Source organism: Brevibacterium sp. Z349TD_9 (genome assembly GCF_056173565.1).
Genome location: NZ_CM149680.1, coordinates 2,354,197 through 2,379,671 on the forward strand (window position 1 = coordinate 2,354,197; position 25,475 = coordinate 2,379,671).

Sequence of the window (25,475 nt, forward strand, 5' to 3'; positions counted from 1 at the left end):
GCACCTTGTGAAAGGTGGCGAGGCCGTCGTCGTCGGTGCCGGGGCAGGGCCGCTGTCAGGTTCTCGCCCCGCCGAGGCGGTCGCACGGCTGCGGCGGACCCTCCGTGCCGTGCGACCGTGGAGCTCAGGCCCCGCCGAGGTGGTCGGCGAGGTAGGACTCGACCTGATCGAGGCTCACGCGCTCCTGGCTCATGTCGTCGCGCTTGCGGATCGTCACCGCACCGTCGTCGAGGGAGTCGAAGTCGTACGTGATGCACAGCGGGGTGCCGATCTCGTCCTGGCGGCGGTAGCGGCGACCGATCGCCCCGGCGTCGTCGAAGTCGATGTTCCAGCGACTGCGCAGGCGGGCGGCCAGAGCCTTCGCTTCGGGAGTGAGCTTCTCGTTGCGGCTGAGCGGAAGCACGGCCGCCTTGACCGGGGCGAGGCGCGGATCGAGCTTGAGCACGATGCGGGTGTCGGTGCCGCCCTTGGTGTTCGGCGCCTCGTCCTCGGTGTAGGCGTCGATGAGGAAGGCCATCATCGACCGGGTGAGGCCGAACGCGGGCTCGATGACGTAGGGCGTGTAGCGGTCGCCGCTGGCCTGGTCGAAGTACTGCAGCTTCGCCCCCGACGCCTCGGTGTGGGTGCTCAGGTCGTAGTCGGTGCGGTTGGCCACCCCCATGAGCTCACCCCACTCCGAGCCCTGGAATCCGAAGCGGTACTCGATGTCGATGGTGCCTGCCGAGTAGTGGGCGCGCTCGTCCTCGGGGACGTCGAAGCGGCGCATGTTCTCTTCGCTCAGGCCCAGGCCGAGGAACCAGTTCCAGCAGTCCTCGACCCATTCGTCGAAGAGGGCGGGAGCGTCGTCGGGGTGGACGAAGTACTCGAGCTCCATCTGCTCGAACTCACGGGTGCGGAAGATGAAGTTGCCGGGCGTGATCTCGTTGCGGAAGGACTTGCCGATCTGCCCGATTCCGAACGGCGGCTTCTTCCTTGATGCGGTGAGCACGTTGTTGAAGTTGACGAAGATGCCCTGCGCGGTCTCCGGACGCAGGTAGTGCAGTCCGGCCTCGGACTCGACGGGGCCGAGGAACGTCTTGACGAGTCCCGAGAACTGCTGCGGCTCGGTCCACTGGCCGCGGGTGCCGCAGTCGGGGCACACGACGTCGGCCATCCCGTTCTCCGGAGCCTTTCCGTGCTTGGCCTCATAGGCCTCGATGAGGTGGTCCTCGCGGTGACGGTGATGGCAGTGGAGGCATTCGACGAGTGGGTCGACGAAGGTCTCGACGTGACCGGAGGCCTCCCACACGCGCTTGGGCAGGATGATCGACGAGTCGAGGCCGACGACGTCCTCGCGTCCGCGGACGAAGGTCTGCCACCACTGGGACTTGATGTTGTCCTTGAGTTCGACGCCGAGCGGGCCGTAGTCCCACGCCGAGCGGGAACCACCGTAGATCTCCCCTGCCTGGAAGACGAATCCTCTGCGCTTGGCCAGGGCGATGACGGCATCGAGCTTGGACTGTGCCACGGTTGACTCTCCTTGGTATCCGTTGCCGCCACGGCCGGCTGCCGTGGCGCACAGACTCCAGCCTATCGGGTCACGGCCGCCTCCAGGTGAAGCGCGGCAGGCGATGGAACTCACACCTCTTACGCAGGGTCGGGGCCGCCTCGGCGAGGATCGGCACGGTAGACTGGTCCCACACCCAAACCTTTCTCCGTACCGATGACTGTGCCCGCGCGCAGTCGGAAGGAAGCGTACGGTTCCGGCCCGGATTGCCAGTCATGATCGCACAAGCGGCCGCAGGGTAGATCGCCACTACAGTCATCTGCGATCAAGTGTGTGCCGACGTGAGAGAGAACCACTCATGACCGAAGAATCCACTCAAGAGACCACGCCGACGTTCGCCGAGCTCGGCCTCCATCCCGAGGTCCTGCGCGCCGTCGAAGCCCTCGGCTACGAATCGCCGTCCCCGATCCAGGCCGCGACGATCCCTGCGCTCGTCGCCGGTCGCGACGTCATCGGACTCGCGCAGACGGGTACGGGCAAGACCGCGGCGTTCGCGCTGCCGATCCTCTCCCACCTCGCCGAGGCGGGACGGGCATCGGACGGACCGTTCGCCCTCGTGCTCACCCCCACCCGTGAGCTCGCGCTCCAGGTCGCCGAGGCGTTCACCTCGTATGCGACGAACCTTGAGGACTTCTCGGTGCTCCCGATCTACGGCGGCCAGTCCTACGGTCCGCAGCTCGCCGGCCTCAAGCGCGGTGCGCAGGTCGTCGTCGGCACCCCCGGTCGCGTCATCGACCACCTCAAGCGGGGCTCGCTCAAGCTCGAGAACCTCCAGCACCTCGTCCTCGACGAGGCCGATGAGATGCTCAAGATGGGCTTCGCCGAGGACATCGAGGAGATCTTCAACGCCACCGGCGACTCGCGTCAGGTCGCTCTGTTCTCGGCCACGATGCCGACCTCGATCCACCGCCTGACCGGCAAGTACCTCAACGATCCCGAAGAGGTCCGGGTCGCGGCGAAGTCGCAGACCGGGTCGAACATCCGTCAGCGCTACCTCATGGTCCAGCACTCCCACAAGCTCGACGCGCTCACGCGCATCCTCGAGGTCGAGGAGTACGACGGCATTATCATGTTCGTCCGCACCAAGCAGGCGACCGAGGAGCTCGCGGAGAAGCTTCGGGCGCGCGGTTTCAAGGCCTCGGCGATCAACGGCGACATCCCGCAGCAGGCCCGTGAGCGCACGGTCGAGATGCTGCGCGAGGGCAAGATCGACATTCTCGTCGCCACCGACGTCGCCGCCCGTGGTCTCGACGTCGAGCGCATCTCGCTCGTCGTCAACTACGACATCCCCCACGACACGGAGTCCTACGTCCACCGCATCGGCCGCACCGGTCGCGCGGGACGCTCCGGTGAGGCGATCCTCTTCATCACCCCGCGTGAGCAGCGCCTGCTCGGCTCGATCGAGCGCGCGACGAAGCAGAAGGTCGAACCGCTCACTCTGCCCAGCGTCGAGGAGCTGACGAACACGCGCGTGGAGAAGTTCACCAAGCGCATCGACGACGCGCTCGCGACGACGGAGCTGAGCGAGCTCGCCACCGTCATCGAGCAGTACGAGCTCAGCCGCAACGTCCCCGCCACGGACATCGCCGCGGCACTGGCGTCGATGGTCCTCGAGTCGAACTCCCTCAAGGCCGAGCCGATGCCCGAGCCGACCCGCGGCAAGCAGGGCCGCGACCGTGACGGCAAGCCCGGCCGTGAGCGCGGCGGTCGCAGCCGCGAGGGCATGGTCACCTATCGTCTGGCCGTCGGCCGCAACGAGCGGGTGCAGCCCGGTTCGATCGTCGGAGCGATTGCGAACGAGGGCGGCATCACCTCGAAGCAGATCGGGCACATCGACATCCGCTCGAACCACACCCTCGTCGACCTGCCCGCGGATCTCGATCCGGGTGTGCTCAAGAAGCTTGCGAACACGGAGATCCAGGGCCGCCCGATCGACATCCGTCCCGACTCCGGTCGTCCGGGACGCCCGTTCAAGAAGCGCAACTTCGACAAGCAGCCCGGCGACAACCGCAACTTCCGCGGCGACCGCCGAGGCGGCGGGAAGAAGTTCGGCGGCCGCGACCGGGACCGCTCGCGCGACCGGTACTGATCTCGCGTCAGTAGCCGGCGCTCTCCGCTTGACGGTCGGCGCCTGGTATTGAGTCGGTGTTCTCAGCGTCAGGGTCGGCGCCCGGTACTGAGCCGGCACACAGCCAGAAGGGGCCCGCAGCATTCGTGCTGTGGGCCCCTCGCGCTGTGCGGAACGGCCTCTTCTGCTGAAGTTCCGCCCAGGACGGGGGCCGCCTCAGCAGAGAGAGCACTCTCCCGATGTCCACGTTTCGACTCTGAGTCACTTTTCGCCCGATCGGTCGGGGCATGCCCCGACCGATCGGGCGAAAAGTGACTCACACCGGCGACGCTCGGGCGGAAAAACGATCGTCCTGGCGGAAAGTGACTCAGCTCGCGGTCTCCCCCGGCCGATCGACGGCACCGCCGAAGCGCCGGTCGCGGCGCGCGTACTCCTCGATCGCCGCCCACAGCGTGCGCCGGTCGACGTCGGGCCAGAGCACGTCCTGGAAGACCATCTCCGCATACGCGGACTGCCAGAGGAGGAAGTTCGAGGTCCGCTGCTCGCCCGAGGACCGGAGGAAGAGGTCGACGTCGGGAACCTGCGGCGCGTAGAGGCGGGAGCGGATCGTCTTCTCGCTCACCTTCCCGGGCTTGAGCTTTCCCGCCGCCACCTCGGCGGTGATGGCATTGACGGCGTCGACGATCTCCGACCGACCGCCGTAGTTGACGCAGAACTGCAGGGTCAGACCTGTGTTGTGCTTGGTCATCTCGGCCGCGGTCTCGAGTTCATCGATGACCGAGCGCCACAGGCGACCTCGCCTGCCGGCCCAGACAATGCGCACCCCGAGCGCGTTGAGCTCGTCCCGACGCCGGCGGATGACGTCGCGGTTGAACCCCATGAGGAAGCGGACCTCCTCGGGTGAGCGCTTCCAGTTCTCCGTCGAGAACGCGTACGCCGATAGATAGTCGACGCCGATCTCGATCGCCCCGAGGATGACGTCGAGCAGGGACGCCTCCCCCGCCTTGTGGCCCTCAGTGCGCGGCAGCCCGCGCTCGTTGGCCCAGCGCCCGTTGCCGTCCATGACGACAGCGACGTGGGAGGGCACGAACTTCGGGTCGAGGCGCGGAGGTCTCGCCCCGCTCGGATGGGCGGGAGGGGCAGGATAGGTCACGTGCGCTCCAGGACAGACAGTGATCGGATGTTGCGTTCGAGGTGCCACGACACCCAGTCCGAGACGAGCTTGGAGCCGTCGATCTGGTCGTGGAGGTCCGAGGCTTCGGCACTCTCCCAGTCCCCGGTGAGGAGGGCGGCGAGGTGGTCGAGCGCGTCGGTGTCGGGCAGGGCGGCCCCGCTCGGGCGGCATGCCGAGCACACGGCGCCGCCGAGCGCGGCCGAGAACGCCCGGTGCGGTCCCGGCGCCCCGCATTGGGCGCAGTCGAGCAGACTCGGCGCCCATCCGGCGACCGACATCGCCCGCAGCAGGTACGCGTCGAGGGCCAGCCTCGGCGGGTGCTCGCCCTTGCACAGGGAGCGGATCGCGGAGACGAGGAGGAGGAACTGGGCCCGGGAGACGGGTTCGGCCTCGGTGATGCTGCGGGCCGTCTCCGCCATCACCGAGGCAGCCGAATAGGCGTCGAAGTCCGCGCCGATGCCGCGGGCGAAGGGTTCGATGAGCTCGACCTGGGTGACGATGTCGAGGTTGCGTCCGATGTGGCACTGGACGTCGACGAGCATGAACGGCTCGAGGCGGGAGCCGAACCGCGACTTCGTGCGCCGGACCCCCTTCGCGACGGCGCGGACGAGTCCGTGGCTGCGGGTGAGGACGGTGACGATGCGGTCCGCTTCGCCGAGCTTGTGGCCCGCGAGGACGATGCCTTCATCACGATAGCTGTGCACCGATCCATTATCGCAGAGCGCGGCAGGGAATGCCCCGCCGCGCCCTGTGAGTGTCGCCGGTCGGCTCACTCCTCGCGGTCGCGCACCGCCCGGTTGACCGCGGAGATGACCGCCTTGAGGGAGGCCTTCGTGATGTTCGGGTGGAGGCCGGCACCCCACCGCACCCGGTCGTCGATGGCGAGTTCGACGTAGGCCGCAGCCGTCGTGTCCGCTCCTGATCCGATCGCGTGCTCCGTGTAGTCCTGGAGGCGCATGTCGAGGTCGAAGTTGTCGTTGAGCACGCCCACGAGCGCGTCGATCGGGCCCTTGCCCCGGCCTTCGTACGTCCGCTCCTGGCCGTCGACGATGAGGTCGACCTCGATCCGCTCGGAGGAGGTCGTGTCGTCGACAGCCCCGGACTCGGTGCGCAGCCCCACGATCTGGAAGCGGCCCCAGGTCTGGTCGGGGTTGTCGCTGGGCAGGTACTCGTGGTTGAAGATGCGCCGGATCTCCTCGGCGGTGAGCTCGCCTCCGGCCTCAGTGTGCTGCTGGACGGCCTTGGAGAACTCGACCTGCATGCGGCGCGGCAGATCGAGACCGTACTCGCTCTTGAGCAGGTAGGTCACGCCGCCTTTTCCCGACTGCGAGTTCACGCGGATGATCGCCTCGTACGAGCGGCCGAGATCCTTCGGGTCGACGGGCAGGTAGGGCATGTCCCATTCCATGAGGTCGACAGGGACCCCGTCGGCCTTCGCATTGCGCTCACGGTCGGCGAAGGCCTTGTTGATCGCATCCTGGTGCGAACCGGAGAACGAGGTGAAGACGAGGTCGCCGCCGTAGGGGTGACGTTCGTGGACGCCGATCTGGTTGCATTCGGTGACCGTGTGGATGACCTCGTCGATGTCGGAGAAGTCGAGTTCGGGATCGACGCCCTGCGTGTAGAGGTTGAGCGCGACGGTGACGAGGTCGAGGTTGCCGGTCCGCTCCCCGTTGCCGAACAGGCAGCCTTCGATCCGATCAGCGCCCGCCATGATGCCGAGCTCGGCCGCAGCGACCCCGGTCCCGCGGTCGTTGTGCGGGTGGAGGGAGACGGCCACCTCGTCGCGGTAGGGCATGTTCCGGCAGAACCATTCGATCTGGTCGGCGTATGTGTTCGGGGTGCCGCGTTCGACGGTGGCGGGCAGGTTGACGACGGTCTCGCGTCCGGCGGCGGGCTGCCACATGTCGAGGACGGAGCCGACGATGTCGAGGGCGAACTCGGGTTCGGTGTCGACGAAGATCTCCGGCGAGTACTGGTAGCCGAAGTCCGCGTCGCCGAGCAGCGTCTCGGCGTGCTTCATCACCGCCTGGGTCCCCTGCAGGGCGATGTCGCGGGTCTGGTCGAAGCCGTCGCCGTCGAAGCCGAAGACGACCTTGCGGAAGACCGGGGCGGTCGCGTTGTAGAGGTGGACGGTGGGCATCTTCGCCCCGACGAGCGATTCGACGGTGCGTTCGATGAGGTCCTCGCGCGCCTGGGTGAGGACGGAGATCCGCACGTCGTCGGGGATCGCATCATCGTCGATGATCGAGCGGACGAAGTCGAAGTCGACCTGACTCGCCGCGGGGAACCCGACCTCGATCTCCTTGAACCCGAGTTTGACGAGGAGATCGAACATCCTCCGCTTGCGATCGGGGGTCATCGGGTCGATGAGCGCCTGGTTGCCGTCGCGCAGGTCGGTGCTCAGCCAGCGCGGGGCCTTCCGGATGACCTGGTCGGGCCAAGTGCGGTCGCGCATGTCGAGCGCGATCCGGTCCTGGAACGACTTGTACTTCTGGTACGGCATGGGGGTCGGCTGCTGCAGATTCATCATTCCTCGTCATCTCTCGTCGTGCGGATCAGCATGGAGGACTCCGCGACGAGGGCGCTGTCCGTTCAGGACTCGTCGCGGCACGGAAGGAGGATGAACCTGTGAGCCACGCCTCCACGGTAGACCGCCGACCCGCCGGGGCGAGCGCACTGTCCACATCTCAAGACACTTGGCTCGTGATCCGACACCGTCCCCTGCCGCCGAGGCGCTCGACGGTCCCCGGGACCACCGCAGTCCGCGACGCCGCCGGGGCGGCCCTCAGTCCGCGACGCCGCCGGGGCGGCCCTCAGTCCCCGAGGAAGTCGACCGAGGCTCGGCGAACCGTGAAGCCGACGCCGGTGGAGTCGGATGTGCACGTCATGCCGTCCTCGGCGGACGTGCACGTCATCCCCGAGGCCGAGATCGACTCTCCGTATCCGAGGACGCGCGCCGGCCCCGCGTTCTCCGGGGCCTCGACGCACGAGAACCCTGCGCCTTCGCCGTTGGCGACGACGACCGAGCCCCAGTTCTCCATCTGGCAGTCCTCGGGCCGCTCCGGAGGCGTGTAGTCGAAGGAGCTGATGACACAGCGAGCCCGCTCGGAGTCGATCGTGCACTCGATGTTGCCCGACGGCGAGGCGAAGGTCTCGACCGCGACCGGTGGGCTCGACGTCTCAGGTCCCTCGGTCGGTTCGAGACTCGGGGCGGGGCTCGGACTCACCGGCGCAGAGGCGACGTCGTCCCTGCTCTGCATCGAGTCCCACACGATGTAGCCGACAATGCCGAGGGCGAGGACGAGAGCGATGGCCGCGAGGACCCACAGCCACGCCGGCACGCGCTTCGTGTCCGGCTCGCGCCGGTAGGGTTCCCCCGGACCGCCGCCGCCGCCGGCCCCGCCACCGGGACCCGTCGGACCCCCCGGACCGTAGCCGTCACCGCCGTAGCCGGCGGCGTACCCGGCACCTGCCGGAGGGACGGGAGTGCCGCCGCCCTGACCCTGCAACCCGTACCCTGCCCGCCCCGGAGCGGCTGCCGCGCCGGAGGCCGCTGCCATGCCGGGGACCGCGGCGCCGAAGCCCTCGCCGCCGCGACCCGGACCTTCAGCACCCCCATTGTGCGGGGTTCCCTGCGGGTTCCACTGCCGGGGCGCCGAGGCGGCCTGCGCCTCGGCGATGTCGGATGCACTCGCCTTCCTCGGGGACGGTCCGGACTCCTCGGACTCCGGTCCCCCGGATCCTGCGCCCTCGGCGGCGAGCTGACGGAGTTCATCAAGGCTGAGGACCTCCGTGGCCTCAGTGCCGTCGGCGGAGACCATCGACCGCAGCCGTTGGATCTCCTCGGCCGACAGCGCCTGCGTCGATCCGTCGGCGTCGGCGGGCCTGTCCTGGCCGATGAAGAGCTGCGTGGTGATCGAATCCGGAGTCTCCTCGGCCGGTTTCCGGCGCCCGGGGCGCGGAGGATGGTTCGGCACAGGTGGAATGCTCATGGGAGCCATTTTCTCACAGACACGCACCCCGCCCGGGTCGCGCCCGTGAGAGGATGGCGTCATGGTCAGTGCTCGCACCCGCCTGTGCGCGGGCGTCGTCGGGCTCGCGTTCGTGCTCTCCTCGTGCGGGCCCGCCGAGGAATCCCCCGACACCGACCGGGGGCTCGCCGCTCCCGCTCAGCAGATGCGGACCGGCGACTTCGCCGTCCCCGCCCAGCTCGACCCCGGCGGTCAGGAGTCCGCCTCGGCGGCTGGACCGACGGTCCCGGGGCTCGGCCCTGAGACCTCGGCGCAGATCCCGGCCGGCACGACCCAGGTCATCGTCGTCAGCAGCCCCGACGCCGCCTCGGACAGCGGTGAGCTCGCCTTCTACGAGCGCACGGACGAGACGTGGACGAAGCGGAAGACCTTCCCCACCCACAACGGATCCAACGGCTGGCTCGCCGACCGCCGGGAAGGGGACAAGACGACCCCGAGCGGTGTCTTCACCCTCACCGATGCGGGCGGATACCGGAAGAACCCGGGAACGAAGCTGGGCTACACGCGCGATGCCGGGCTGCCCGCCTCGGCGACCGTCGCCTACGGGGAGGAGTACTCCCGCGTGTTCGACTACATCATCGCCATCGACTACAACCGCAAGCGCGGCACTCCGCCGACCGACCGGACGCGGCCCCTGGGCAAGGAGAAGGGCGGCGGCATCTGGCTCCACCTCGACCACGACTCGGGCACGAACGGGTGCGTCACCCTCAAGGAGAAGGACCTCCTGTGGATCATGCGGACGATCGACCCGGAGGCGGACCCGCGCATCGCCATGGGTCCCGTGAGCGAACTGAGGGAATGATGCGCCGGATCACCATCGCCCTCGTCCAGACGATCAACGGCGCCTACGCCCACGACGGCTGGTCGACGGGGGTCTCGACGCCGACGGACTTCCGCTACTTCGTCGGACTGCGCAGGCGGGCGGGAGCGATCATCATCGACCGCCGTACCGCGCTCAACCCCCGGCTGCCGATGATCAACGCCCCCGGCAAAGCCCTCGAACACACCCCCGTCCACGTCCTCACGGAGTCCGACCCCGCTGAGCTCGCCCGGCAGCTCGCCGATCGGGGACTCGACTACCGTGCCGTGGGCTTCACCCCGAACTCCCTCGCCGAGGTGGTCGCCGGGCTCGCGTCGGACAGCGACGAGATCATGTGCGAATCCGGGCCCAACCTCGCCTATCGGATCCTCGAGCACTATCCGCACACGGAGCTGCATCTGAGCATCTCGCCGCGCTACCTCCGGGACGGTCTCACCCACTTCTCGGGGCTCGAGGCCGACATCCCCCTGCACGTGCGTGGGATCGAGCAGCTCGACGATCAGGTCGTCATCCGCTATGCGAAGGCGAAGCCCCCTCCTCAGTGAGCAGCGCGTCGGTCGGGGCGAGGTGGGTGATGACCTCGTCCGTGCCTGCAATGAGGATGCGCTCGGCGGCGCCGACGACGACGTCGATGCCGATCGTCTCGACCCCGCACTCGGTGTCGTTGCGCTCATCACCGTGGAGCGGAGCGAGGATGGTGAGCTCCCGGAACCGCACGGACGGGGACTCGGCGTCGGCGACGCGGATGAGCATCTGCTGGGCGGCCCCGAAGACGCTGATCGCCCCCGAGCCCACGCAGGCCTCGATGCTCGCGACGCCGTTGAACGCGAGGTGGGTGCCCACCCCGAGGTCTGCGGCGACCGCGCACGCGGAGAAGTGCGCGCGCAGGTACGAGTCGAAGTCGGCGTCGAAGGCGTCGATGCCGCGGCCGAGCATCGGCCCGTCGACGTACCAGCCGCCGACCGCAGCGATCTGCGCGTCGATGCTCAGTCCCACCTCGGCGAGCGCCTCCGTGACGGCGTGCGGTCGCTCGACCCAGTCGGGGACGACGAGTGGGGTGAAGTCCGCCGAGGCGGTCGGCGGAGTGCGGACGACGCCGACGACGTCATGGTCGCCGGACAGGCGTCGGGCCAGGCGGGAGCCCACCCAGCCGGAGGCGCCGAAGAGAAGGATGCGCATCAGCCCAGTCTAGGGGGCGGGCTCCCCCGGCGGACCCTGCCTCGCCTCTGACAGGATGCTCACCCGGCGAAGACCTTGACGCCCTCGCTCGCCGTGTACGTCATGTATCCCTTCTCGAAGTTCTGTCGGGTCTTGCCGTTCGAGGTGTACTCGCCGCTCGTCGGCAGGCCGAGGCTGCTGCGCTCCCAGCCGAGCGACTTCCACTTGCCGAGGAAACCGCCGCTGAGCGGCTGGCCCTTCGTCGTCGACGAGTACGTGATGATGCCGCCCGCGAAGTTCTGGTAGACCGCGTTCGAGCGGTACTTGAAGGTCACTTCGTCGCTCGTGGGGAACCCGAGCCTGCCCTTCTCGTAGCCGATCGCGCCGTACGCGGTCCTGATTCCGCCCTTGTTGAGGTGCGCCCCGCTCGCGCTCGACCAGTAGACCGTGCCCTTCGTGAAGTGCTGGTAGGCGCCGTCGGGATTCGACAGCGACCTCTCGGTGCCCGTCGGCTCCCCGGTCTGCGCCCGATGCGCACGGTAGTACACGCCGATCGCCCCCTTGGTGACGTAGCCGAGCGAGGACTGGAGGTTCGCCGCCGCGGTGCGGATCGACCCGAGCCGGTTGTAGAACGCCGTGCCCGGGCAGTCCGTATAGCTCGTGTCCCGGTGGCCGGAGACGGTCTTGAGCGTGACCGACTTCCCCTCCGGATACTTCGAGGTGCTCCCGCCGCCGGAGGTGAGCGTCATCGACCCTGTCGGTGAGAACGCGAACATGTTCGCCTTCCACGCGACGACCCGTTCGACGGCGCGCTGGGCGGCCGAGCTCGGGGCCGATCCGCTGTACGTCCCGAGGACGGCCACCCCGATCGTCCCCGAGTTGAAGCCCGAGGCGTGTGCCCCGGTGATCGCCTTGTCGATGCTGCCGGCACGGCCTTCGTAGATCGTGCCGAACCGGTCGACGAGGAAGTTGTAGCCGATGTCGCACCAGCCCCGGGACTGCGTGTGGAACGTGAGGTAGCCGCGGATGATGCCCGGTGCCTGGGCCTGCGTGTACGAATTCGACCCGGCCGTGTGGTGGAGGAAGACGCCCTTCGCGCTCGACGTCTGGTCCGACTGGCAGCGCACGAGGCTCTCATCCGCGCCCCACTCCTTGCGGGTGACGATGTTCGCCTTGAGTCCTTGGTCGTAGATCTGCGGGGACAGTCCCTGTGTCGGGTCCGGGGCCGGCGGCGGGTCGATCGCCTCATCCGCAACGGTGACCGGGGTCGAGACCGTCGTGATCTCGAGGTCCGTGGTCGCGGCCGAACCGTCGACGCTGCGCACCTCGACTCTCGAGGAGTCGAGGACGGGCACGGCCTCGGACTCACCGGAGACCGCTGCCGCCTGCTGCGCCTCGGCCGAGCCGTCGTCCGGCCCGCCTTCGTCCTCGACGCGAAGCTCCTCCCAGTCCGACCATGTCCCGGACTGCTTGTAGCGGATCTCGAGGCCCGGGTCGTCGCCGTTCCACGTCGCACCGAGGATGGTCACCTCGTCGGCGTCGAGGTCGATGCCCGTGACAGCGCCGGCACGGGCCGAATGCGTGGCGATCGCGGTGTCGCCGAGGTCCTTCGTCGTCGGTGGGTCCGAGGCGGCGCCTGAACCAGAGCCGGAATCGGTCGCCGGTGGATCCGTCGGATCGGAGCTCTCGGTGGGATCGGGGGTCGTCGCGGGTGCGGAGGTTCCCGGTGTGTCCTCGGGGCTGCCGAGTTCGGCGGCGAGCGCGGTCGTGCCGAGGGAGGCGGTGAGGGCGAGTGCAGTGGCGGCGGAGATGGTCAGTGACAGCGCTCGTGTGCGCATGATGCTTCCTCGCAGGTCGGTGACATCTGCAATGCTACCCGAGCTGTGAGCAGCTTGTGAAGAACCTCACTGTGCCGGGAGTCCCGCCGAGGCGCACCTCTGGCCTGGAACGATGACGGTAGTCTTGAGGCCTCCGACCGATCGCCGAAGGACCCCGATGACCTCTGACCGCGAGCTCACGCGGCTCGAACTCCTCCTCGATCGCTTCGCCAACCGCTGGCTGACCCGGGTGCCCACCGGAGTCCGGGAGTTCCTCGTCTTCGGGATCAAGCAGGCGTGGGCGTGCCTGTTCGGGGCGCTCATGCTCGCGGCCATCGTCGCCACGGCGTGGTGGTATCCCGACGGGGCGGCGCTCGACCGCAACGACCTTCTCGTCATCATCGCCGTGCTCATCCAGATCGGCATGCTCGCCTTCCGCCTCGAGACGGGTCGGGAGTTCCTCGTCATCGTCGTCTTCCACATCGTCGGCACGGGGATGGAGATCTTCAAGACCGCCGTCGGGTCGTGGAACTACGCCCCCGGCGGCGTCCTCCACATCGGCGCGGTCCCCCTGTTCACGGGATTCATGTACGCCGCCGTCGGGTCCTACATCGTCCGCGTCTACCGCCTCTTCGACCTCCGCTTCAGCCATTACCCGCCGAGGTGGATCACCGCGATCATCGCCGCTGCCATCTACCTCAACTTCTTCACCCACCATTGGCTGCCCGACATCCGTCTCGTCCTCGTCGCGGCCACGGTCATCGTCTACTTCCGCTGCACGATGCACTTCCGCGTCCACACCCGCACCCTGCGCATGCCGATCCTCCTCGCCTTCGTCCTCGTCGCCTTCTTCATCTGGATCGCGGAGAACATCGGCACGGCCGCGGGAGCCTGGCTCTACCCGTCCCAGGCCGGCGGCTGGGAGCTCGTGCCCGTGACGAAGCTCGTCGCGTGGTTCCTGCTCATGATGATCTCCGTCGTCCTCGTCACCTTCGTCTACCCGCCGCGGCCCCCGGAGGACCCGTCGGCCGGCGTCGATCCCGCCCGTTCCCGCCGGTGAGCACCTATACTCTGAGGTGACGCCGTCGAAGGAGACCCATGGCTGCCGCGGATGCTGACGTGCCGAGCCCGCTGGAATCCGCCATGCGCCCGCCCGACGGGACCCACCTGTCCCTGAGCATGAAGGCCGTCCTCCGCGTCGTCGCGGCCCTCGTCGTCCTCCTTCTCATCGCCGTCCTCCTCGGCATCGGCGTCGTCCGCCGCTCCTTCCCCACCACCGACGGAACGCTGAGCATCCCCGGCCTCGACTCCCAGGTCGTCGTCACCCGCGATGCCTCCGGCATCCCCCGCATCGAAGCGGACACGGCCCGCGACCTCTTCCTCGCCCAGGGGTTCGTCCACGCCCAGGACCGGTTCTGGGAGATGGACTTCCGTCGGCATGTCACCGCAGGCCGTCTCTCCGAGCTCTTCGGCGCCTCCCAGTACCGCACGGACGCGTTCATCCGCACGCTGGGCTGGCGGAGGGTCGCCGAGGAGGAGGTCGCCCGCCTCGACGCGACGACGCTCTCCTACTACCAGGCCTACGCCGACGGGGTCAACGCCTTCCTCGCCGACCGCTCCCCCACCGAGGTGTCCCTCGAGTACGGCATCCTCGGCCTCCAGACGGGGCCGGTGACGATCGAGGAGTGGACGCCGGCCGACAGCGTCGCCTGGCTCAAGGCGATGGCATGGGACCTGCGCTCGAACCTCGAGGACGAGATCGATCGCGCGATCTCCGCGGGGTCCCTTGACGAGTCGCAGATGGCCGACATCTACCCCGACTACCCCTATGACGACCGCCCGACGATCGTCGGGGGCACCCCGGAGGCCGAGCCGGCGGCGGAACCAGGAACCGCCTCGGCGGACCCCTCGACATCGGGAACCGCCTCGGCGGGGGACGACCCGAACGCCGGAGGCACCGTCACCGACCCCCGGCCGGAGGACGCCCTGCCGGGCGACCTCACCGAACTCGACGAGCAGATCCGCAGGCTACCGGCGCTGCTGGGGATGAGCAGCCACGACCTCGGGTCGAACTCGTGGGTCGTCTCCGGGGAGCTCACGGCCACCGGGGCCCCGCTGTTGGCCAACGACCCGCACCTGTCGCCGGCGATGCCCTCGGTCTGGTATCAGGTGGGTCTGCGCTGTCGCACGGTCTCCCCCGCATGCCCCTTCGACGTCTCCGGCTTCTCCTTCTCCGGCATGCCCGGGGTCGTCATCGGCCACAACCAGTCCATCGCGTGGGGGATGACGAACCTCGGCCCCGACGTCACCGACCTCGTCGTCGAGAAGATCCGGGACGCCGACGTCCTCTCCGACGCAGGCGATGAGAGGGTCGAGACTCGGCAGGAGACGATCGAGATCGCCAAGGAGGAGCCGCGGACGATGACGGTGTGGGAGACGAAGCACGGACTGATCGTCTCCGACCTCGACAAGACCTACCGTCGCGTCCTCGACACGACGACCGGGGAGAAGTCCGCCACGGAGGGATTGGGCGGAGTGCGCTACCGGCTCGCCCTCGAATGGACGGCCCTGCAGCCCGGGCGCACGGCCACGGCGATCTTCGCGCTCAACAGGGCGACGAACTGGGAGGAGTTCCGTGACGCCGCCGAGCTCTTCGACGTCCCCTCCCAGAACCTCGTCTACGCCGACACCGAGGGCAACATCGGCTACCAGGCGCCCGGGAAGATCCCCCGCCGCGGCACGGCCGACGGAATGATGCCCCGCCAGGGCTGGGAGTCCGCCCAGGACTGGCAGGGGTGGATCGGCTTCGATGAGCTGCCGTCCCTGTTCAACCCCGAACGCGGCTGGATCGTCACCGCGAACAACCCCGTCACGCTTCCCGGGCAGTCCGTGCGGCTGTCCGGCGACTTCGACAGAGGCGACCGGGCCGAGCGGATCACCGATCTGCTCACCGAGGCGATCGCCGCCGGTCCCGTCACCGCTGACGACTTCTCCCGCATCCAGGGCGACGACCTCAATCCCATGGCCGACACGCTCCTGCCCCGCCTCCTTGCCGTCGACGCCCAGGGGGATGCCGACATCGAGGCGGGTCAGGAGCTGCTGCGGACGTGGGACGGACGCGACGCGGCGAACAGCGCCGGTGCGGCGTACTTCAACGTCGTCGTCTCCACCGTCCTCGACGAGGTGTTCGCCCCGAAGCTGCCCAAAGGGGTGCGCCCGAGCGGCGGCAGCCACTGGTACCTCGTCATCGACAACCTCCTCACCCAACCCGACTCCCCGTGGTGGCAGGAGGGCGAGGTCGAGAACCGCGACGAGGCCCTCGCCCGGGCGCTCGGCTCCGCGTGGAACCGGACGGAGGACCTCCTCGGCCCGGAGCCGGTGACATGGCGGTGGGGCACCCTGCACGAGCTGACGATCCGCAACGCGAGCCTCGGCGAATCCGGGATCACCGCGGTCGAGCGGCTCTTCAACCGCGGACCCTACGAGGTCTCGGGCGGCTCGGGAGTCGTCAATGCCACCGGCTGGGACGCCTCCGAGGGCTTCGCGACGAACTGGGTGCCCTCGATGCGCCAGATCATCGACCTCGCCGATTTCGACGACTCCCGCTGGATCAACCTCACCGGTGCCTCGGGGCACGCGTTCCATCCGAACTATGCCGACCAGACCGAGGACTGGGCGGCGAATCGGACCCGCCCGTGGGCGTATTCGCCGCAGGCCGTGCGGGAGAGCACCGTCGACACGCTCGTCCTCACACCGTGATCGGGTGGATCCGTGATCCCGCGCCGAGGCGGGGCTCAGTCGTGCAGTCGCGCCTCAGTCGTGCGGGAGCACCTTCGTCTCGAGGAAGTTCGCGACATCGTCCTCCCAGCGGACGGGGTCGATGTTCCATTCCTTCGTGTGTCGGGCTCTCTCATAGGCCGGCATCGTCACGAGGTCGCGCCGGACGGAGGCGAGCGCATGGGACGGTGAGGAGGGGACGAACTCGTCGTCGTCGGAGTGGATGAGGAGCACGGGAACATCGAGTTCCGCCGCCCGCGTCACCCAGTCCATCCGGCTGAGGTCGAGGGGCGTCTCGAGCCCGGTGATCGGGCGCGCCCACGGCTGGGTGATCATCTCGAGCGTGAGCTTCGCGACCGGGGTGGGCAGCATGTTCTTCCGTGCCTGCCCGTCGAGGACGTTGATCCAGTCGACGACGGGCCCGTCGAGGACGAGGGCGGCGACGTGCTCGCGGTTGCGTCCGCGGGAAGCGGCCTGGAAGGCGATCGCCCCTCCCATCGACCAGCCGAAGAGGACGACGTTGCGCGCGCCGTGCGCGAGGGCATAGTCGATCGCGGCGTCGACGTCGATCCATTCGGTGTCGCCGAGGCCGTAGCGGGACGAGGACTCGACCCGCACCTCGGCGTCGTTGCGGTAGGACATGGCGATCGCCGGGACGCCGAGAGTATTGAGGACGGGGGCGGCACGCAGGCCCTCGGCGCGGGTTCTCGCCCGGCCGTGGATGAGGATCGCCCAGGTGTCCGAGGGCTCGGGGTGATCGGTGGGCAGGTACCACGCGGGCAGAACTCCGGCGTCGGATTCGAGTTCGATGTCCTCGAACTTCACGCCCGCTGCCAGCGGGTCGGGGTAGACCACGCCGGTCCACCGACCGTGGCGAGCCCGGCGGATGTCGCCCTTGGTCACGGAGAGGATCTCCCGGGACACCGTCTGGGACCTGGGGTCGTATTCGACGATGTCGCCGATGACGGCATGACCGGCGCCCTGGCTGAAGTAGAGACCGTACGTGCCCGGGACCGTCGTCTCCTCATCGGCGGGCAGGTGGATGCGCATGTTCGGGGAGAAGCCGTCGATGTGGAGGATGTCGAGCTCTTCGGGTGCGTTCTCGGGAACGACGATACGGCGGGCGAAGTACGCGGCGAGTCCCGACGACGCCACCGAGATCACGGCGCCGACACCGGCACCGACGCCGACGGCGGCGAGCAGCAGACGCGTCGGGAACTGTGAGTCGCGGACCATGTGAACCTCCTGATCTCATTCTCTCCCACGGAATGAGATCTCTCCAAACGCTGTTGAGCTGGTGGGAGGGTCTGTCAGGACCACCCTGCGGCTGGGATGATGGATGCGACCAGTCCCGCACGAGAGAGACCGGAGGTCATAATGAGTGAGACGAACGCCCGCACCGCAGCAGACGGCGAGGAGGTCCGCTGGCAGGACGTGCTCAGCCCCGAGGAGTTCGCCGTCCTCCGACAGGGCGGCACGGAGAGGCCCTTCACCGGCGAGTACGTCGACACGACGACGGCGGGGATGTACCAGTGTCGGGCGTGCGGCGCCGACCTCTTCCCCTCGGACACGAAGTTCGCCTCCCACTGCGGCTGGCCCTCCTTCTACGCCCCGCTCGCCGAGGACCGCGTCCGCTACATCCGCGACACGTCGATGGGCATGGAGCGCATCGAGGTCCGCTGCGCGAACTGCGACTCGCACCTCGGCCACGTCTTCGAGGGTGAGGGATACGACACCCCGACCGACCAGCGCTACTGCATCAACTCGATCTCGCTGCGGCTCAACGAGGACGCCTGAATGTCCGATCTCGTGCTCAAGCGCTTCGCGGAGCTGACGACGACCGAGCTCTACGGCATCCTCCAGCTGCGCTCGCAGGTCTTCGTCGTCGAACAGGACTGCGTGTTCCTCGATCTCGACGGCGTCGACACCCTCGAGGGCACGCTGCATGCGTTCTTCCCGGGACAGGGGCGGACGATGGCCGATACGCACGGTGCGGAGCTCGGGAAGAGCCTCATGCCGCTCGCCTACGCGCGGGTGCTCCCACCCGACTTCGCCGACGGTCTGGCGGCGGAACCCGGGGCGCGCAGCATCGGCCGCGTCGTCACCGACCCGGCCGTCCGCGGCGGAGGCTGGGGCAGGCGGCTCGTCGCCGACCTCGTCGAGGCCTTCCCCGGCGAGCCGCTCACCCTCAACGCCCAGTCGCACCTCGAGCGCTTCTACTCAGGTTTCGGCTTCTCCCCCAACGGTCCCCGCTTCGACGAGGACGGGATCGAGCACACGCCGATGTCGCGCCCGGCCTCCGCACTCGTCGGCGATGCCGCCGGGACGCTGTGAGTCCGACCGCGTCGGCGTCCCCGCCTGTCACCGGGGCAGCGTTCGTCACCCGGCGGCCTTCTCCTCGGCGGCGTTCGAGGCGTCGACGGCAGCGATGAGGTCGGTCATCGTCGCGTGGAGCGCGCGCAGACCGGCTTCGTCCATGCCGAGCTTCTCCATCATCGCCGGGGGGATCGCCTCCGCCTCCGTGCGCAGCGCGGCCCCGGTCGGCGTGAGGTCGACCTCGACGATGCGCTCGTCGGCGGCGCTGCGGGTGCGGGTGACGTAGTCGAGGGCCTCGAGGCGTTTGACGAGCGGCGACACGGTCGCCGGTTCGAGCCGGAGCATCTCCGCGATCCGGCGCACCGGCAGGCGTCCGTGCTGCCAGAGCGCGAGCATGACGAGGTACTGCGGATGGGTGAGGTGGAGCGGGTCGAGCACCGAGCGGTACGCGCCGATGACGCTGCGCGAGGCCACCGCGAGGGCGAAGCAGATCTGGCTTTCGAGATCGAGTGGGTCATGGTCGGTCATCGTGTCGTTCCTTCAATTAGTTAGTGCACTAACATTAAGTGTACTATTGAAATGTCGGAGCGTCCGTGCACACCGGGATCCACCCGGTCGGAGAGCCCGAGGAGGACTGCCCCCATGACTGAGAACCACGATCCCCAGCGCCGCGTGAAGTGGCTCAACCAATTCTTCCGCAGGATCGTCGGCCCCGCCCAGGTCGACGGCACACGCCCCGGAGGCTACTTCGAAGACGCGAACCGCAGCACCGAACAGCTCGAGGCGCTCGGACTCGAGATGCGCACGGATGCCGCCGGACACTCCTACGTCGTCAGGCGCGAATCGCCTGGCGAGTGAGAGCGTACTGATCTGAAGCGCAGCAGCGAACCGAAGGGGGCCGACGCCATGATGGCGTCGGCCCCCTCGTCGTCTCTGCCGGCGGCGGCCGGCGGGTCCGCCGCCGTGGGTCGATGCCACGGCGGCGGAGCGCTCAGCGCCAGTCGGAGATGATGTCGACGAGCTCGCGGCGCGGGCCCGTGTAGAACGGGATCTCCTCGCGCACGTGCAGGCGGGCCTGCGTGTTGCGCAGATCGCGCATGAGGTCGACGATGCGGTGGAGCTCCTCGGCCTCGAAGGCGAGCAGCCATTCGTAGTCGCCGAGTGCGAACGCGGAGATCGTGTTCGCCTTGATGTCCTTGTACGGGGCGGCGGCGATGCCGTGGTCGCGCAGCATCGTCGAGCGCTCCTCCGGGTCAAGGACGTACCAGTCGTAGGAGCGGACGAACGGGTACACGCAGATGTAGGAGCCGGGCTCGTCGTCGGTGAGCAGCGCAGGCAGGTGAGCCTTGTTGAACTCGGCGGGGCGGTGGAGGCCGACGACCGACCACACGGGTTCGAGGACTCCCCCGAGCAGGGTCCTGCGGATCGCGGAGTACGCGGCCTGGACGAGTTCGATCGTCGGCGCGTGGTACCAGAACATCACGTCGGCGTCGGCGCGCAGGGCGGAGACGTCATAGATGCCGCGGACGACGAGACCCTTCTCCCGCAGCGGGGCGAGCGCCTCGTCGAGCTCGGTGGCGAGCTCGGCGCGGTCAGCGTCGCCGAGTTCGGCGGCAGCGGCGAAGACCGAGTACGCGATGTAGCGGGTCTCCTGGTTGGCGCGTTCGATCTGCTCCTCGGTGGGCTGGGTGTAGTCGCTCATTGCTTCTCCTTCGTCTCATCTGGACTGTCAGTGGTCATCAGTCGGTCCGCGACGGTGTGGGCACGTCCGATGCAGGCGGGGATGCCCACACCCGAGTAGGCGGATCCGACGAGTTCGAGTCCCTCGATGCCCGCGAGCTCCTCATCGAGGTCGTCGACGGCGTCGAGGTGGCCGGGCACGTACTGCGGCAGCGCCCGGTCCCAGCGCCTGACCTCTGCGGTGAGGATCCGGTCGCCGCTGCGTCCGGTGATGGCCTGCCAGTCGGCGAAGGCGCGGGCAGTGAGCTCGGCGTCGTCGAGGTCCTGCCAGGTGCCGGGCGCGTCGCCGAAGCGTCCCACGCTCATCCGCACGAGCGCGGTGCCGGCGGGGATCCGTCGCCGCATCCACGGCCATTTGTTCGACGCGAACGTCGAGGCTTTGATGAAGGCGTCCGCGGTGGGTGGGACGAGGAACCCGGTCCCTTCGAGATCGTCGTCGCCGAGGTCGACGAGGGCGAGGACGAGCGCGGTCGAGGCGTAGGGCACGGCCGCCAGGGTCGTCGCGGGACCCGGGGCCGCCTCGGCGAGGAGATCGGCGGTGACATAGGCGGGGGTGGCGAGGATGACCGCGTCGGACTCGATCGCGCCGTCGGGGGTCGCGACGCTCCAGCCGCTCCCGGCCCGGCTCAGGCCGGTCACCGGGGAGCCGGTGCGGATCTCTCCTCCGGCTGCAGTGATCGCCTCGGCGAGGGCGGGGATGAGGGCTCCGATGCCTCCGGGGAGGCTGAGGAAGACGGGTGCGGGTTCTCCGCCGGGATCGGTGTGTGCGGTCTCTGCGCGGGCGGCGAGCAGGGTGGCCGCCCGGTCGAGGACGGAGGTTCCGTCCAGGGCGGCGGGGAGGAGGGCCGGGACGGTCGCGGCGAGCGAGAGGTCGCGGCAGCGCCCGGCGTAGACGCCGGCGAGGAGGGGGTCGACGAGCGTGTCGACGAGGTCGTCGCCGAGGCGGGCGGCGAGGAACTCCCCCACCGAGGTGTCCGTGCCCGCGATCGGGGCCGTGACCTCCTCGGCGGCCACCCTCGCGGTCGCCTCGGGCCCGAGCAGACCTGCCACGGTGTCCGGGTCGGCGGGCACGCCCATGATCGTCTCGCGCGGGATCGGCCGCAGCCCTCCTCGACTGAGCACCTGCGAACCGTGCTCCCGCGAGGGGTGGACCGGGTCGAGTCCGAGTTCGGCGATGAGCTCGCGCGTCTCGGGGCGGCGGTGGAGGCTCGCCTCGGCGCCGAGATCGATCCCCTCAGCCACCGTTCCCGACAGGGTCGTCGAGTCGAGGCAGCCGCCGAGGCGGTCGGCAGCCTCGAGCACGATGACCTCGTGCTCGGACGCGAGGCGGTGAGCGGCGGCAAGACCGGAGATCCCGCCGCCGACGATCGTGATCCGGCTCATCGGGTCGCCGCCGCCTCCCCGAGGATCTCCGCGGACACCCGATGGACCTCAGCGACGACGCGGCCCGGCACCTCGGGGTCGGTGTCGGGCAGGACACCGTGGCCGAGGTTGAAGACGAAGCCGGCGTCGTGGCTGAGCCCGGCGCGGACGATCTCACCGATGCGCGGGGCCAGCGCCTCCCACGGGGCGAAGAGCAGCGCCGGGTCGAGGTTGCCCTGGAGGGCCTGCCCGGGCTGGATGCGGGTGGCGGCGTCGGTGAGTGCGACGCGGAAGTCGACGCCCATCGCGGTCGACCCGGCCCGGGACATCGAACCGAGCAGCTCCCCGGTCTGGACGCCGAAGTGGATGCTCGGCACGTCATGGCCGGCGAGTGCGTCGAAGACCGCGGTCGAGTGCTCGAGGACGTGGTCGTCGTAGTCGCGGCGGTTGAGGTAGCCGGCCCACGAGTCGAAGAGCTGGAACGCCGACGCGCCGGCGGAGAGCTGCACATCGATGAACGTCGCGGAGATGCGCGCGAGCTTGGACAGGAGGAGGGAGAAGGTCTCGGGGTCGGCGACCATGAGCGACTTCGTCTTCTCGTGGTTCTTGCTCGGTCCGCCTTCGATGAGGTAGCTCGCCAGGGTGAACGGGGCCCCGGCGAAGCCGATGAGCGGGGTGTCGGTGCCGAGTTCGGCGGTGATGCGCCCGATCGATTCGGCGATGTCGGGAATCTGGTCGGGTTCGAGCTCGGGCAGGGCCTCGACGTCGGCGCGGGTGCGGATCGGTGCGGCAAGCACCGGTCCGCGGCCGGCGACGATCTCGACCTCGACACCGGCCGCCTGGAGGGGGACGACGATGTCGGAGAAGAAGATCGCGGCGTCGACTCCGTGACGGCGCACGGGCTGGAGGGTGATCTCGGTGACGAGTTCGGGGTCCCGGCAGGAGTCGAGCATCGAGGTGCCCTCGCGCAGTCTGCGGTACTCGGGCAGGGAGCGACCGGCCTGCCTCATGAACCACACGGGGGTGTGATCGATCGGCTCTCCCCGCAGAGCAGGCAGCAAAGTTGAAGTCATGAGCCCATCCTCCCATTCCAGAGCCCCCGCCGCCCAACCGCGCACGGTTTCAAGACGCTGCGTCTTGCGCCCGGATCAGCTGCGGGACCCGGACCTTGAGCGGGCAGGTTCCGTCGGTGGGAAGCGATTCTCTCGGGCCGCCTCGGCGTGGATGATTCCGCACCGGTGCACGCTGTTCTATCGTGTCGAGTGTGGTCAACACCTCGCCTCTCAACCGCATACCGGCGGAGTTCAGCGCCGTGACGTCGGTGCTCCGTGAAGCCCGGGACACGAACAACGTCTCGATCTCGGAGATCCCGGCTCCCGCGAAGCTCGCGCCCTACTCCTATGCCCTCGGCGCCGAGGTCACGGCCGACGAGAACTTCATCGCCGCCAGCGGTGAGTCGATCGAGGAGCTCGCGACCGGACGCATCGTCGTCCTCTTCGACCCCGAGGCCCCCGAGGAGTGGGAGGGCTCGTTCCGGATCGTCTCCTACATCCGGGCCGAACTCGAACACGAGCTCGGCAACGAGACGATGCTCGGCCACGTCGCCTGGTCGTGGCTCGAGGATGCCCTCGAGGCCAATGACTGCGAACTCGTCGCAGCAGGCGGGACGACGACCCGAGTGCTCTCGGAGAGCTTCGGGACGCTGGCGACGAGACCGGCGACGATAGACTTGGAGCTGCGCGCCTCGTGGACGCCGATCATCACCGAACCGGAGATGATCGGCGATCATCTCGAGGCCTGGATCGATCTGCTGTGCACCGTCGCGGGTCTCCCGCCCCTGCCTGAAGGAGTATCAGCCCTGCCCGGGCGACGTCGATGACTACCGAACCACCGCTTCTCTCCGTGCCCGAACACGGCGTCCCACCCGTCGTCGACACCTCAGAGGCCTTCGCCGAGGTGCGCGCCGGTCTCGCCGCAGGCTCCGGTCCCATCGCGATCGACGCCGAACGCGCCTCGGGCATCCGCTACGGTCAGCGCGCCTTCCTCGTCCAGCTGCGCCGCGCCGGTGCGGGCACCGTCCTCCTCGACTCCGAGGAGCTCGGGGACCTGTCGGCGCTCAACGCAGCCCTCAGCGGCGGCGAGTGGGTCATCCACTCCGTCACCCAGGACCTGCCGTGCCTGCAGGATCGCGGCATGGTCCCCACTGCGCTCTTCGACACCGAACTCGCCGCCCGACTCCTCGGGTGGGAGAAGTTCGGCCTCGCCGCGGTCGCCGAACGCACGCTCGGCGTCCGTCTGGCCAAGGAGCATTCGGCCGTCGACTGGTCGACCCGTCCCCTGCCGGAGGAGTGGCTCAACTACGCCGCCCTCGACGTCGAGGTGCTCCTGCCGATCCGCGACGCCCTTGCCGCAGAGCTCGTCGCGGCCGGCAAGTGGGAGTTCGCGGAGCAGGAGTTCGCCCACCTCCTCGACTTCCGTCCGAAGGTCCATGCGGAGCCGTGGCGACGCACGAGCGGACTCGCGAAGCTCACCTCGCGCGCCGAGCTCGCGAAGGTCCGCGAACTGTGGCTGACCAGGGACGCGATGGCCTCCGAGGTCGACATCGCACCCTCGAAGGTGCTGCGCGACCGTGAGCTCATCGACATGGCGCGGTCGCGTGCCCGTTCGAGCGATGACCTGCTCGGACGCTGGTCCCGGCTCTCCCGTGCCGACGCGGCGAGGCTCTTCCGGGCCCTGCGCAGGGCCGCTCGCCTCACTCCCGACGAACTGCCTCCCAAACGTGAGCCGAGCCGACTCCCCCGGTCCCCATTCAGCCACACGGAGATCAAGGAGCGCACCGCCGCGCTCAAGGCCGCAGTCGCCGAGGTGGCCGAGGAGCACACGATCCCCCACGATGTCCTCCTCCAGCCCGCTCTCGTCAAGTCGCTCGCCGCCTCCGGGCGCGAGGACGTCGAGGCCTTCCTCACCGAGCACGGGGCCAGGCCGTGGCAGGTCGCACTCACGGCCCCGCCGCTCTCAGCGGCGCTCGATGAACTTCCTCGCGCATGAGCGAGCACGGTGAGGGAACGCACTGGCCGGGTGCAGCCGGTCAGAGTGCGGCCCGACTCGTCCGCCCACCCGAGCTCATCCTCATGGTCGGCCTCGCCGGCGCCGGGAAGTCGACCCGCGCCGCAGAGCTCGCCGCCTCGCTGCCCGCCGTCCGGCTCTCCCCCGACGAATGGATGCGCCCGCTCTTCGGCGACCCCGATCCGGACGGTCAGCGCCCGGTCCTCGAGGGCAGGCTCATCGCCACCGCGCTCGAGATCCTCCGCGCCGGCACCTCGGTGATCCTCGACTTCGGACTCTGGAGGAAGCAGGAGCGCGTCGCCCTGAGCTGGCTCGCCGCCCGAGTCGGAGCGGTGGCACGCACAGAGTATCTCCCGATCAGCAGGGAGATGCAGGCCGAACGGATCGCCGAGCGCCACCGCCGGTCCCCGGAGACGGAATGGCCCGTCACCCAGGCCGAACTCGATGAGTGGCGGGAGATGCTCGATGAGCCGGATTCCGCCGAGGCGGTCGGCGACTTCGGGGCCCGCGCCGCCGAGGACTGGAGCGGGTGGATCGCCGAGAAGTGGCCGACGGCGTTCGCCGAGACCTGAGGCTCTGGTCTGAGGCTGAGGTCTG

The 25,475-nt window shown here is 69.1% G+C and carries 23 protein-coding genes; 11 read left to right on the forward strand and 12 right to left on the reverse strand.

Annotated elements, in window-relative coordinates:
* Nucleotides 1-124: 124 nt before the first annotated feature.
* Nucleotides 125-1,507: a glycine--tRNA ligase gene (locus tag AC0VYB_RS11040; protein ID WP_063250150.1), complete on the reverse strand. Its 1,383-nt coding sequence runs from the start codon at nt 1,505-1,507 to the stop codon at nt 125-127.
* 337 nt (nt 1,508-1,844) lie between these two features.
* Here AC0VYB_RS11040 and AC0VYB_RS11045 point away from each other — a divergent pair, with 337 nt between their 5' ends.
* Nucleotides 1,845-3,635 (forward strand): DEAD/DEAH box helicase, encoded by a 1,791-nt coding sequence (locus AC0VYB_RS11045; protein WP_095375485.1) that lies wholly within the window; start codon nt 1,845-1,847, stop codon nt 3,633-3,635.
* Nucleotides 3,636-3,981: 346 nt separating this feature from the next.
* Here AC0VYB_RS11045 and AC0VYB_RS11050 read toward each other — a convergent pair whose 3' ends face one another.
* The 4 genes from AC0VYB_RS11050 to AC0VYB_RS11065 all read right to left on the reverse strand — a co-directional run bounded on the left by AC0VYB_RS11050 (nt 3,982) and on the right by AC0VYB_RS11065 (nt 8,783).
* Nucleotides 3,982-4,767, reverse strand: coding sequence for an isoprenyl transferase (locus AC0VYB_RS11050; RefSeq protein WP_119296196.1), 786 nt, complete (start codon nt 4,765-4,767; stop codon nt 3,982-3,984).
* Nucleotides 4,764-5,492, reverse strand: a complete 729-nt coding sequence (gene recO, locus AC0VYB_RS11055) for a DNA repair protein RecO (protein WP_009377063.1) — start codon at nt 5,490-5,492, stop codon at nt 4,764-4,766. Before recO ends, AC0VYB_RS11050 begins: the two co-directional genes overlap by 4 nt.
* A 65-nt stretch (nt 5,493-5,557) precedes the next feature.
* Nucleotides 5,558-7,321, reverse strand: a complete 1,764-nt coding sequence (leuA, locus tag AC0VYB_RS11060; RefSeq protein ID WP_119296195.1) for a 2-isopropylmalate synthase — start codon at nt 7,319-7,321, stop codon at nt 5,558-5,560.
* A 283-nt stretch (nt 7,322-7,604) separates the two neighbouring features.
* A complete protein-coding gene (locus tag AC0VYB_RS11065) occupies nt 7,605-8,783 on the reverse strand; it encodes a DUF6636 domain-containing protein (RefSeq protein ID WP_131247787.1) in 1,179 nt (392 codons plus the stop codon).
* Nucleotides 8,784-8,844: 61 nt separating this feature from the next.
* Here AC0VYB_RS11065 and AC0VYB_RS11070 point away from each other — a divergent pair, with 61 nt between their 5' ends.
* Both AC0VYB_RS11070 and AC0VYB_RS11075 read left to right on the forward strand, forming a co-directional pair.
* Nucleotides 8,845-9,624: a L,D-transpeptidase family protein gene (locus AC0VYB_RS11070; RefSeq protein ID WP_119296193.1), complete on the forward strand. Its 780-nt coding sequence runs from the start codon at nt 8,845-8,847 to the stop codon at nt 9,622-9,624.
* Nucleotides 9,624-10,187 carry a hypothetical protein gene (locus AC0VYB_RS11075; RefSeq protein WP_119296331.1) on the forward strand — a complete coding sequence of 188 codons (564 nt, stop codon included), beginning with the start codon at nt 9,624-9,626 and terminating at the stop codon, nt 10,185-10,187. Before AC0VYB_RS11070 ends, AC0VYB_RS11075 begins: the two co-directional genes overlap by 1 nt.
* Here the strand turns inward: AC0VYB_RS11075 and AC0VYB_RS11080 are convergent.
* Together AC0VYB_RS11080 and AC0VYB_RS11085 are read right to left on the reverse strand one after the other, a co-directional pair.
* A complete protein-coding gene (locus AC0VYB_RS11080) occupies nt 10,150-10,821 on the reverse strand; it encodes a Rossmann-fold NAD(P)-binding domain-containing protein (protein WP_131247789.1) in 672 nt (223 codons plus the stop codon). The two genes, AC0VYB_RS11075 and AC0VYB_RS11080, sit on opposite strands and share 38 nt — an antisense overlap.
* Nucleotides 10,822-10,880: 59 nt before the next feature.
* On the reverse strand, nt 10,881-12,638 hold the full coding sequence (locus tag AC0VYB_RS11085; RefSeq protein ID WP_475384696.1) for an N-acetylmuramoyl-L-alanine amidase: 1,758 nt from the start codon (nt 12,636-12,638) through the stop codon (nt 10,881-10,883).
* A 157-nt stretch (nt 12,639-12,795) separates the two neighbouring features.
* Here AC0VYB_RS11085 and AC0VYB_RS11090 point away from each other — a divergent pair, with 157 nt between their 5' ends.
* Complete coding sequence (locus AC0VYB_RS11090) at nt 12,796-13,677, forward strand: DUF817 domain-containing protein (protein ID WP_009377045.1); 882 nt, start codon at nt 12,796-12,798, stop codon at nt 13,675-13,677.
* A 38-nt stretch (nt 13,678-13,715) separates the two neighbouring features.
* The gene (locus AC0VYB_RS11095) at nt 13,716-16,376 is read left to right on the forward strand and encodes a penicillin acylase family protein (protein WP_475384697.1); all 2,661 of its coding nucleotides are present in this window, start codon (nt 13,716-13,718) and stop codon (nt 16,374-16,376) included.
* 54 nt (nt 16,377-16,430) lie between these two features.
* Here AC0VYB_RS11095 and AC0VYB_RS11100 read toward each other — a convergent pair whose 3' ends face one another.
* Complete coding sequence (locus tag AC0VYB_RS11100; RefSeq protein ID WP_197931818.1) at nt 16,431-17,630, reverse strand: alpha/beta hydrolase family protein; 1,200 nt, start codon at nt 17,628-17,630, stop codon at nt 16,431-16,433.
* A gap of 141 nt (nt 17,631-17,771) precedes the next feature.
* Here AC0VYB_RS11100 and msrB point away from each other — a divergent pair, with 141 nt between their 5' ends.
* A complete protein-coding gene (gene msrB / locus AC0VYB_RS11105) occupies nt 17,772-18,191 on the forward strand; it encodes a peptide-methionine (R)-S-oxide reductase MsrB (RefSeq protein ID WP_063250188.1) in 420 nt (139 codons plus the stop codon).
* Nucleotides 18,192-18,728 carry a GNAT family N-acetyltransferase gene (locus AC0VYB_RS11110; protein WP_475384698.1) on the forward strand — a complete coding sequence of 179 codons (537 nt, stop codon included), beginning with the start codon at nt 18,192-18,194 and terminating at the stop codon, nt 18,726-18,728. It abuts the gene before it with no gap.
* 45 nt (nt 18,729-18,773) lie between these two features.
* On the opposite strand, the gene AC0VYB_RS11115 is transcribed toward AC0VYB_RS11110, so the two are convergent.
* Nucleotides 18,774-19,238: a MarR family winged helix-turn-helix transcriptional regulator gene (locus AC0VYB_RS11115; RefSeq protein ID WP_009377035.1), complete on the reverse strand. Its 465-nt coding sequence runs from the start codon at nt 19,236-19,238 to the stop codon at nt 18,774-18,776.
* 114 nt (nt 19,239-19,352) lie between these two features.
* Here AC0VYB_RS11115 and AC0VYB_RS11120 point away from each other — a divergent pair, with 114 nt between their 5' ends.
* The gene (locus AC0VYB_RS11120; protein WP_009377033.1) at nt 19,353-19,568 is read left to right on the forward strand and encodes a hypothetical protein; all 216 of its coding nucleotides are present in this window, start codon (nt 19,353-19,355) and stop codon (nt 19,566-19,568) included.
* Between the two features lie 133 nt (nt 19,569-19,701).
* Here AC0VYB_RS11120 and hemQ read toward each other — a convergent pair whose 3' ends face one another.
* Genes hemQ through hemE form a run of 3 tightly spaced genes read right to left on the reverse strand, consistent with a single transcriptional unit; the run spans nt 19,702 to nt 22,885 of the window.
* Complete coding sequence (gene hemQ, locus AC0VYB_RS11125) at nt 19,702-20,412, reverse strand: hydrogen peroxide-dependent heme synthase (protein ID WP_009377031.1); 711 nt, start codon at nt 20,410-20,412, stop codon at nt 19,702-19,704.
* On the reverse strand, nt 20,409-21,833 hold the full coding sequence (hemG, locus tag AC0VYB_RS11130) for a protoporphyrinogen oxidase (RefSeq protein WP_475384699.1): 1,425 nt from the start codon (nt 21,831-21,833) through the stop codon (nt 20,409-20,411). Before hemG ends, hemQ begins: the two co-directional genes overlap by 4 nt.
* Nucleotides 21,830-22,885, reverse strand: coding sequence for a uroporphyrinogen decarboxylase (gene hemE, locus AC0VYB_RS11135; protein ID WP_063250160.1), 1,056 nt, complete (start codon nt 22,883-22,885; stop codon nt 21,830-21,832). The genes hemG and hemE overlap by 4 nt, the downstream gene beginning before the upstream one ends.
* Nucleotides 22,886-23,076: 191 nt before the next feature.
* Between hemE and AC0VYB_RS11140 the strand changes: the two genes are divergently transcribed.
* Genes AC0VYB_RS11140 through AC0VYB_RS11150 form a run of 3 tightly spaced genes read left to right on the forward strand, consistent with a single transcriptional unit; the run spans nt 23,077 to nt 25,450 of the window.
* Complete coding sequence (locus AC0VYB_RS11140; RefSeq protein WP_063250189.1) at nt 23,077-23,691, forward strand: DUF3000 domain-containing protein; 615 nt, start codon at nt 23,077-23,079, stop codon at nt 23,689-23,691.
* The gene (locus AC0VYB_RS11145; RefSeq protein WP_119296188.1) at nt 23,688-24,860 is read left to right on the forward strand and encodes an HRDC domain-containing protein; all 1,173 of its coding nucleotides are present in this window, start codon (nt 23,688-23,690) and stop codon (nt 24,858-24,860) included. The genes AC0VYB_RS11140 and AC0VYB_RS11145 overlap by 4 nt, the downstream gene beginning before the upstream one ends.
* A complete protein-coding gene (locus tag AC0VYB_RS11150; RefSeq protein ID WP_119296187.1) occupies nt 24,857-25,450 on the forward strand; it encodes a P-loop nucleotide/nucleoside kinase family protein in 594 nt (197 codons plus the stop codon). The genes AC0VYB_RS11145 and AC0VYB_RS11150 overlap by 4 nt, the downstream gene beginning before the upstream one ends.
* Nucleotides 25,451-25,475: the final 25 nt, after the last annotated feature.

Excerpts from the sequence above, each read along its gene's own strand:
- hemQ (WP_009377031.1), bottom strand. The coding sequence starts at position 20,412 with ATGAGCGACTACACCCAGCCCACCGAGGAGCAGATCGAACGCGCCAAC.
- AC0VYB_RS11095 (WP_475384697.1), top strand. The coding sequence starts at position 13,716 with ATGGCTGCCGCGGATGCTGACGTGCCGAGCCCGCTGGAATCCGCCATG.
- AC0VYB_RS11070 (WP_119296193.1), top strand. The coding sequence starts at position 8,845 with ATGGTCAGTGCTCGCACCCGCCTGTGCGCGGGCGTCGTCGGGCTCGCG.
- leuA (WP_119296195.1), bottom strand. The coding sequence starts at position 7,321 with ATGATGAATCTGCAGCAGCCGACCCCCATGCCGTACCAGAAGTACAAG.
- AC0VYB_RS11065 (WP_131247787.1), bottom strand. The coding sequence starts at position 8,783 with ATGAGCATTCCACCTGTGCCGAACCATCCTCCGCGCCCCGGGCGCCGG.
- msrB (WP_063250188.1), top strand. The coding sequence starts at position 17,772 with ATGAGTGAGACGAACGCCCGCACCGCAGCAGACGGCGAGGAGGTCCGC.
- AC0VYB_RS11090 (WP_009377045.1), top strand. The coding sequence starts at position 12,796 with ATGACCTCTGACCGCGAGCTCACGCGGCTCGAACTCCTCCTCGATCGC.
- AC0VYB_RS11115 (WP_009377035.1), bottom strand. The coding sequence starts at position 19,238 with ATGACCGACCATGACCCACTCGATCTCGAAAGCCAGATCTGCTTCGCC.
- AC0VYB_RS11150 (WP_119296187.1), top strand. The coding sequence starts at position 24,857 with ATGAGCGAGCACGGTGAGGGAACGCACTGGCCGGGTGCAGCCGGTCAG.
- AC0VYB_RS11120 (WP_009377033.1), top strand. The coding sequence starts at position 19,353 with ATGACTGAGAACCACGATCCCCAGCGCCGCGTGAAGTGGCTCAACCAA.
- AC0VYB_RS11110 (WP_475384698.1), top strand. The coding sequence starts at position 18,192 with ATGTCCGATCTCGTGCTCAAGCGCTTCGCGGAGCTGACGACGACCGAG.
- AC0VYB_RS11045 (WP_095375485.1), top strand. The coding sequence starts at position 1,845 with ATGACCGAAGAATCCACTCAAGAGACCACGCCGACGTTCGCCGAGCTC.
- AC0VYB_RS11100 (WP_197931818.1), bottom strand. The coding sequence starts at position 17,630 with ATGGTCCGCGACTCACAGTTCCCGACGCGTCTGCTGCTCGCCGCCGTC.
- hemE (WP_063250160.1), bottom strand. The coding sequence starts at position 22,885 with ATGACTTCAACTTTGCTGCCTGCTCTGCGGGGAGAGCCGATCGATCAC.
- AC0VYB_RS11080 (WP_131247789.1), bottom strand. The coding sequence starts at position 10,821 with ATGCGCATCCTTCTCTTCGGCGCCTCCGGCTGGGTGGGCTCCCGCCTG.
- AC0VYB_RS11075 (WP_119296331.1), top strand. The coding sequence starts at position 9,624 with ATGCGCCGGATCACCATCGCCCTCGTCCAGACGATCAACGGCGCCTAC.
- AC0VYB_RS11085 (WP_475384696.1), bottom strand. The coding sequence starts at position 12,638 with ATGCGCACACGAGCGCTGTCACTGACCATCTCCGCCGCCACTGCACTC.
- AC0VYB_RS11145 (WP_119296188.1), top strand. The coding sequence starts at position 23,688 with ATGACTACCGAACCACCGCTTCTCTCCGTGCCCGAACACGGCGTCCCA.
- hemG (WP_475384699.1), bottom strand. The coding sequence starts at position 21,833 with ATGAGCCGGATCACGATCGTCGGCGGCGGGATCTCCGGTCTTGCCGCC.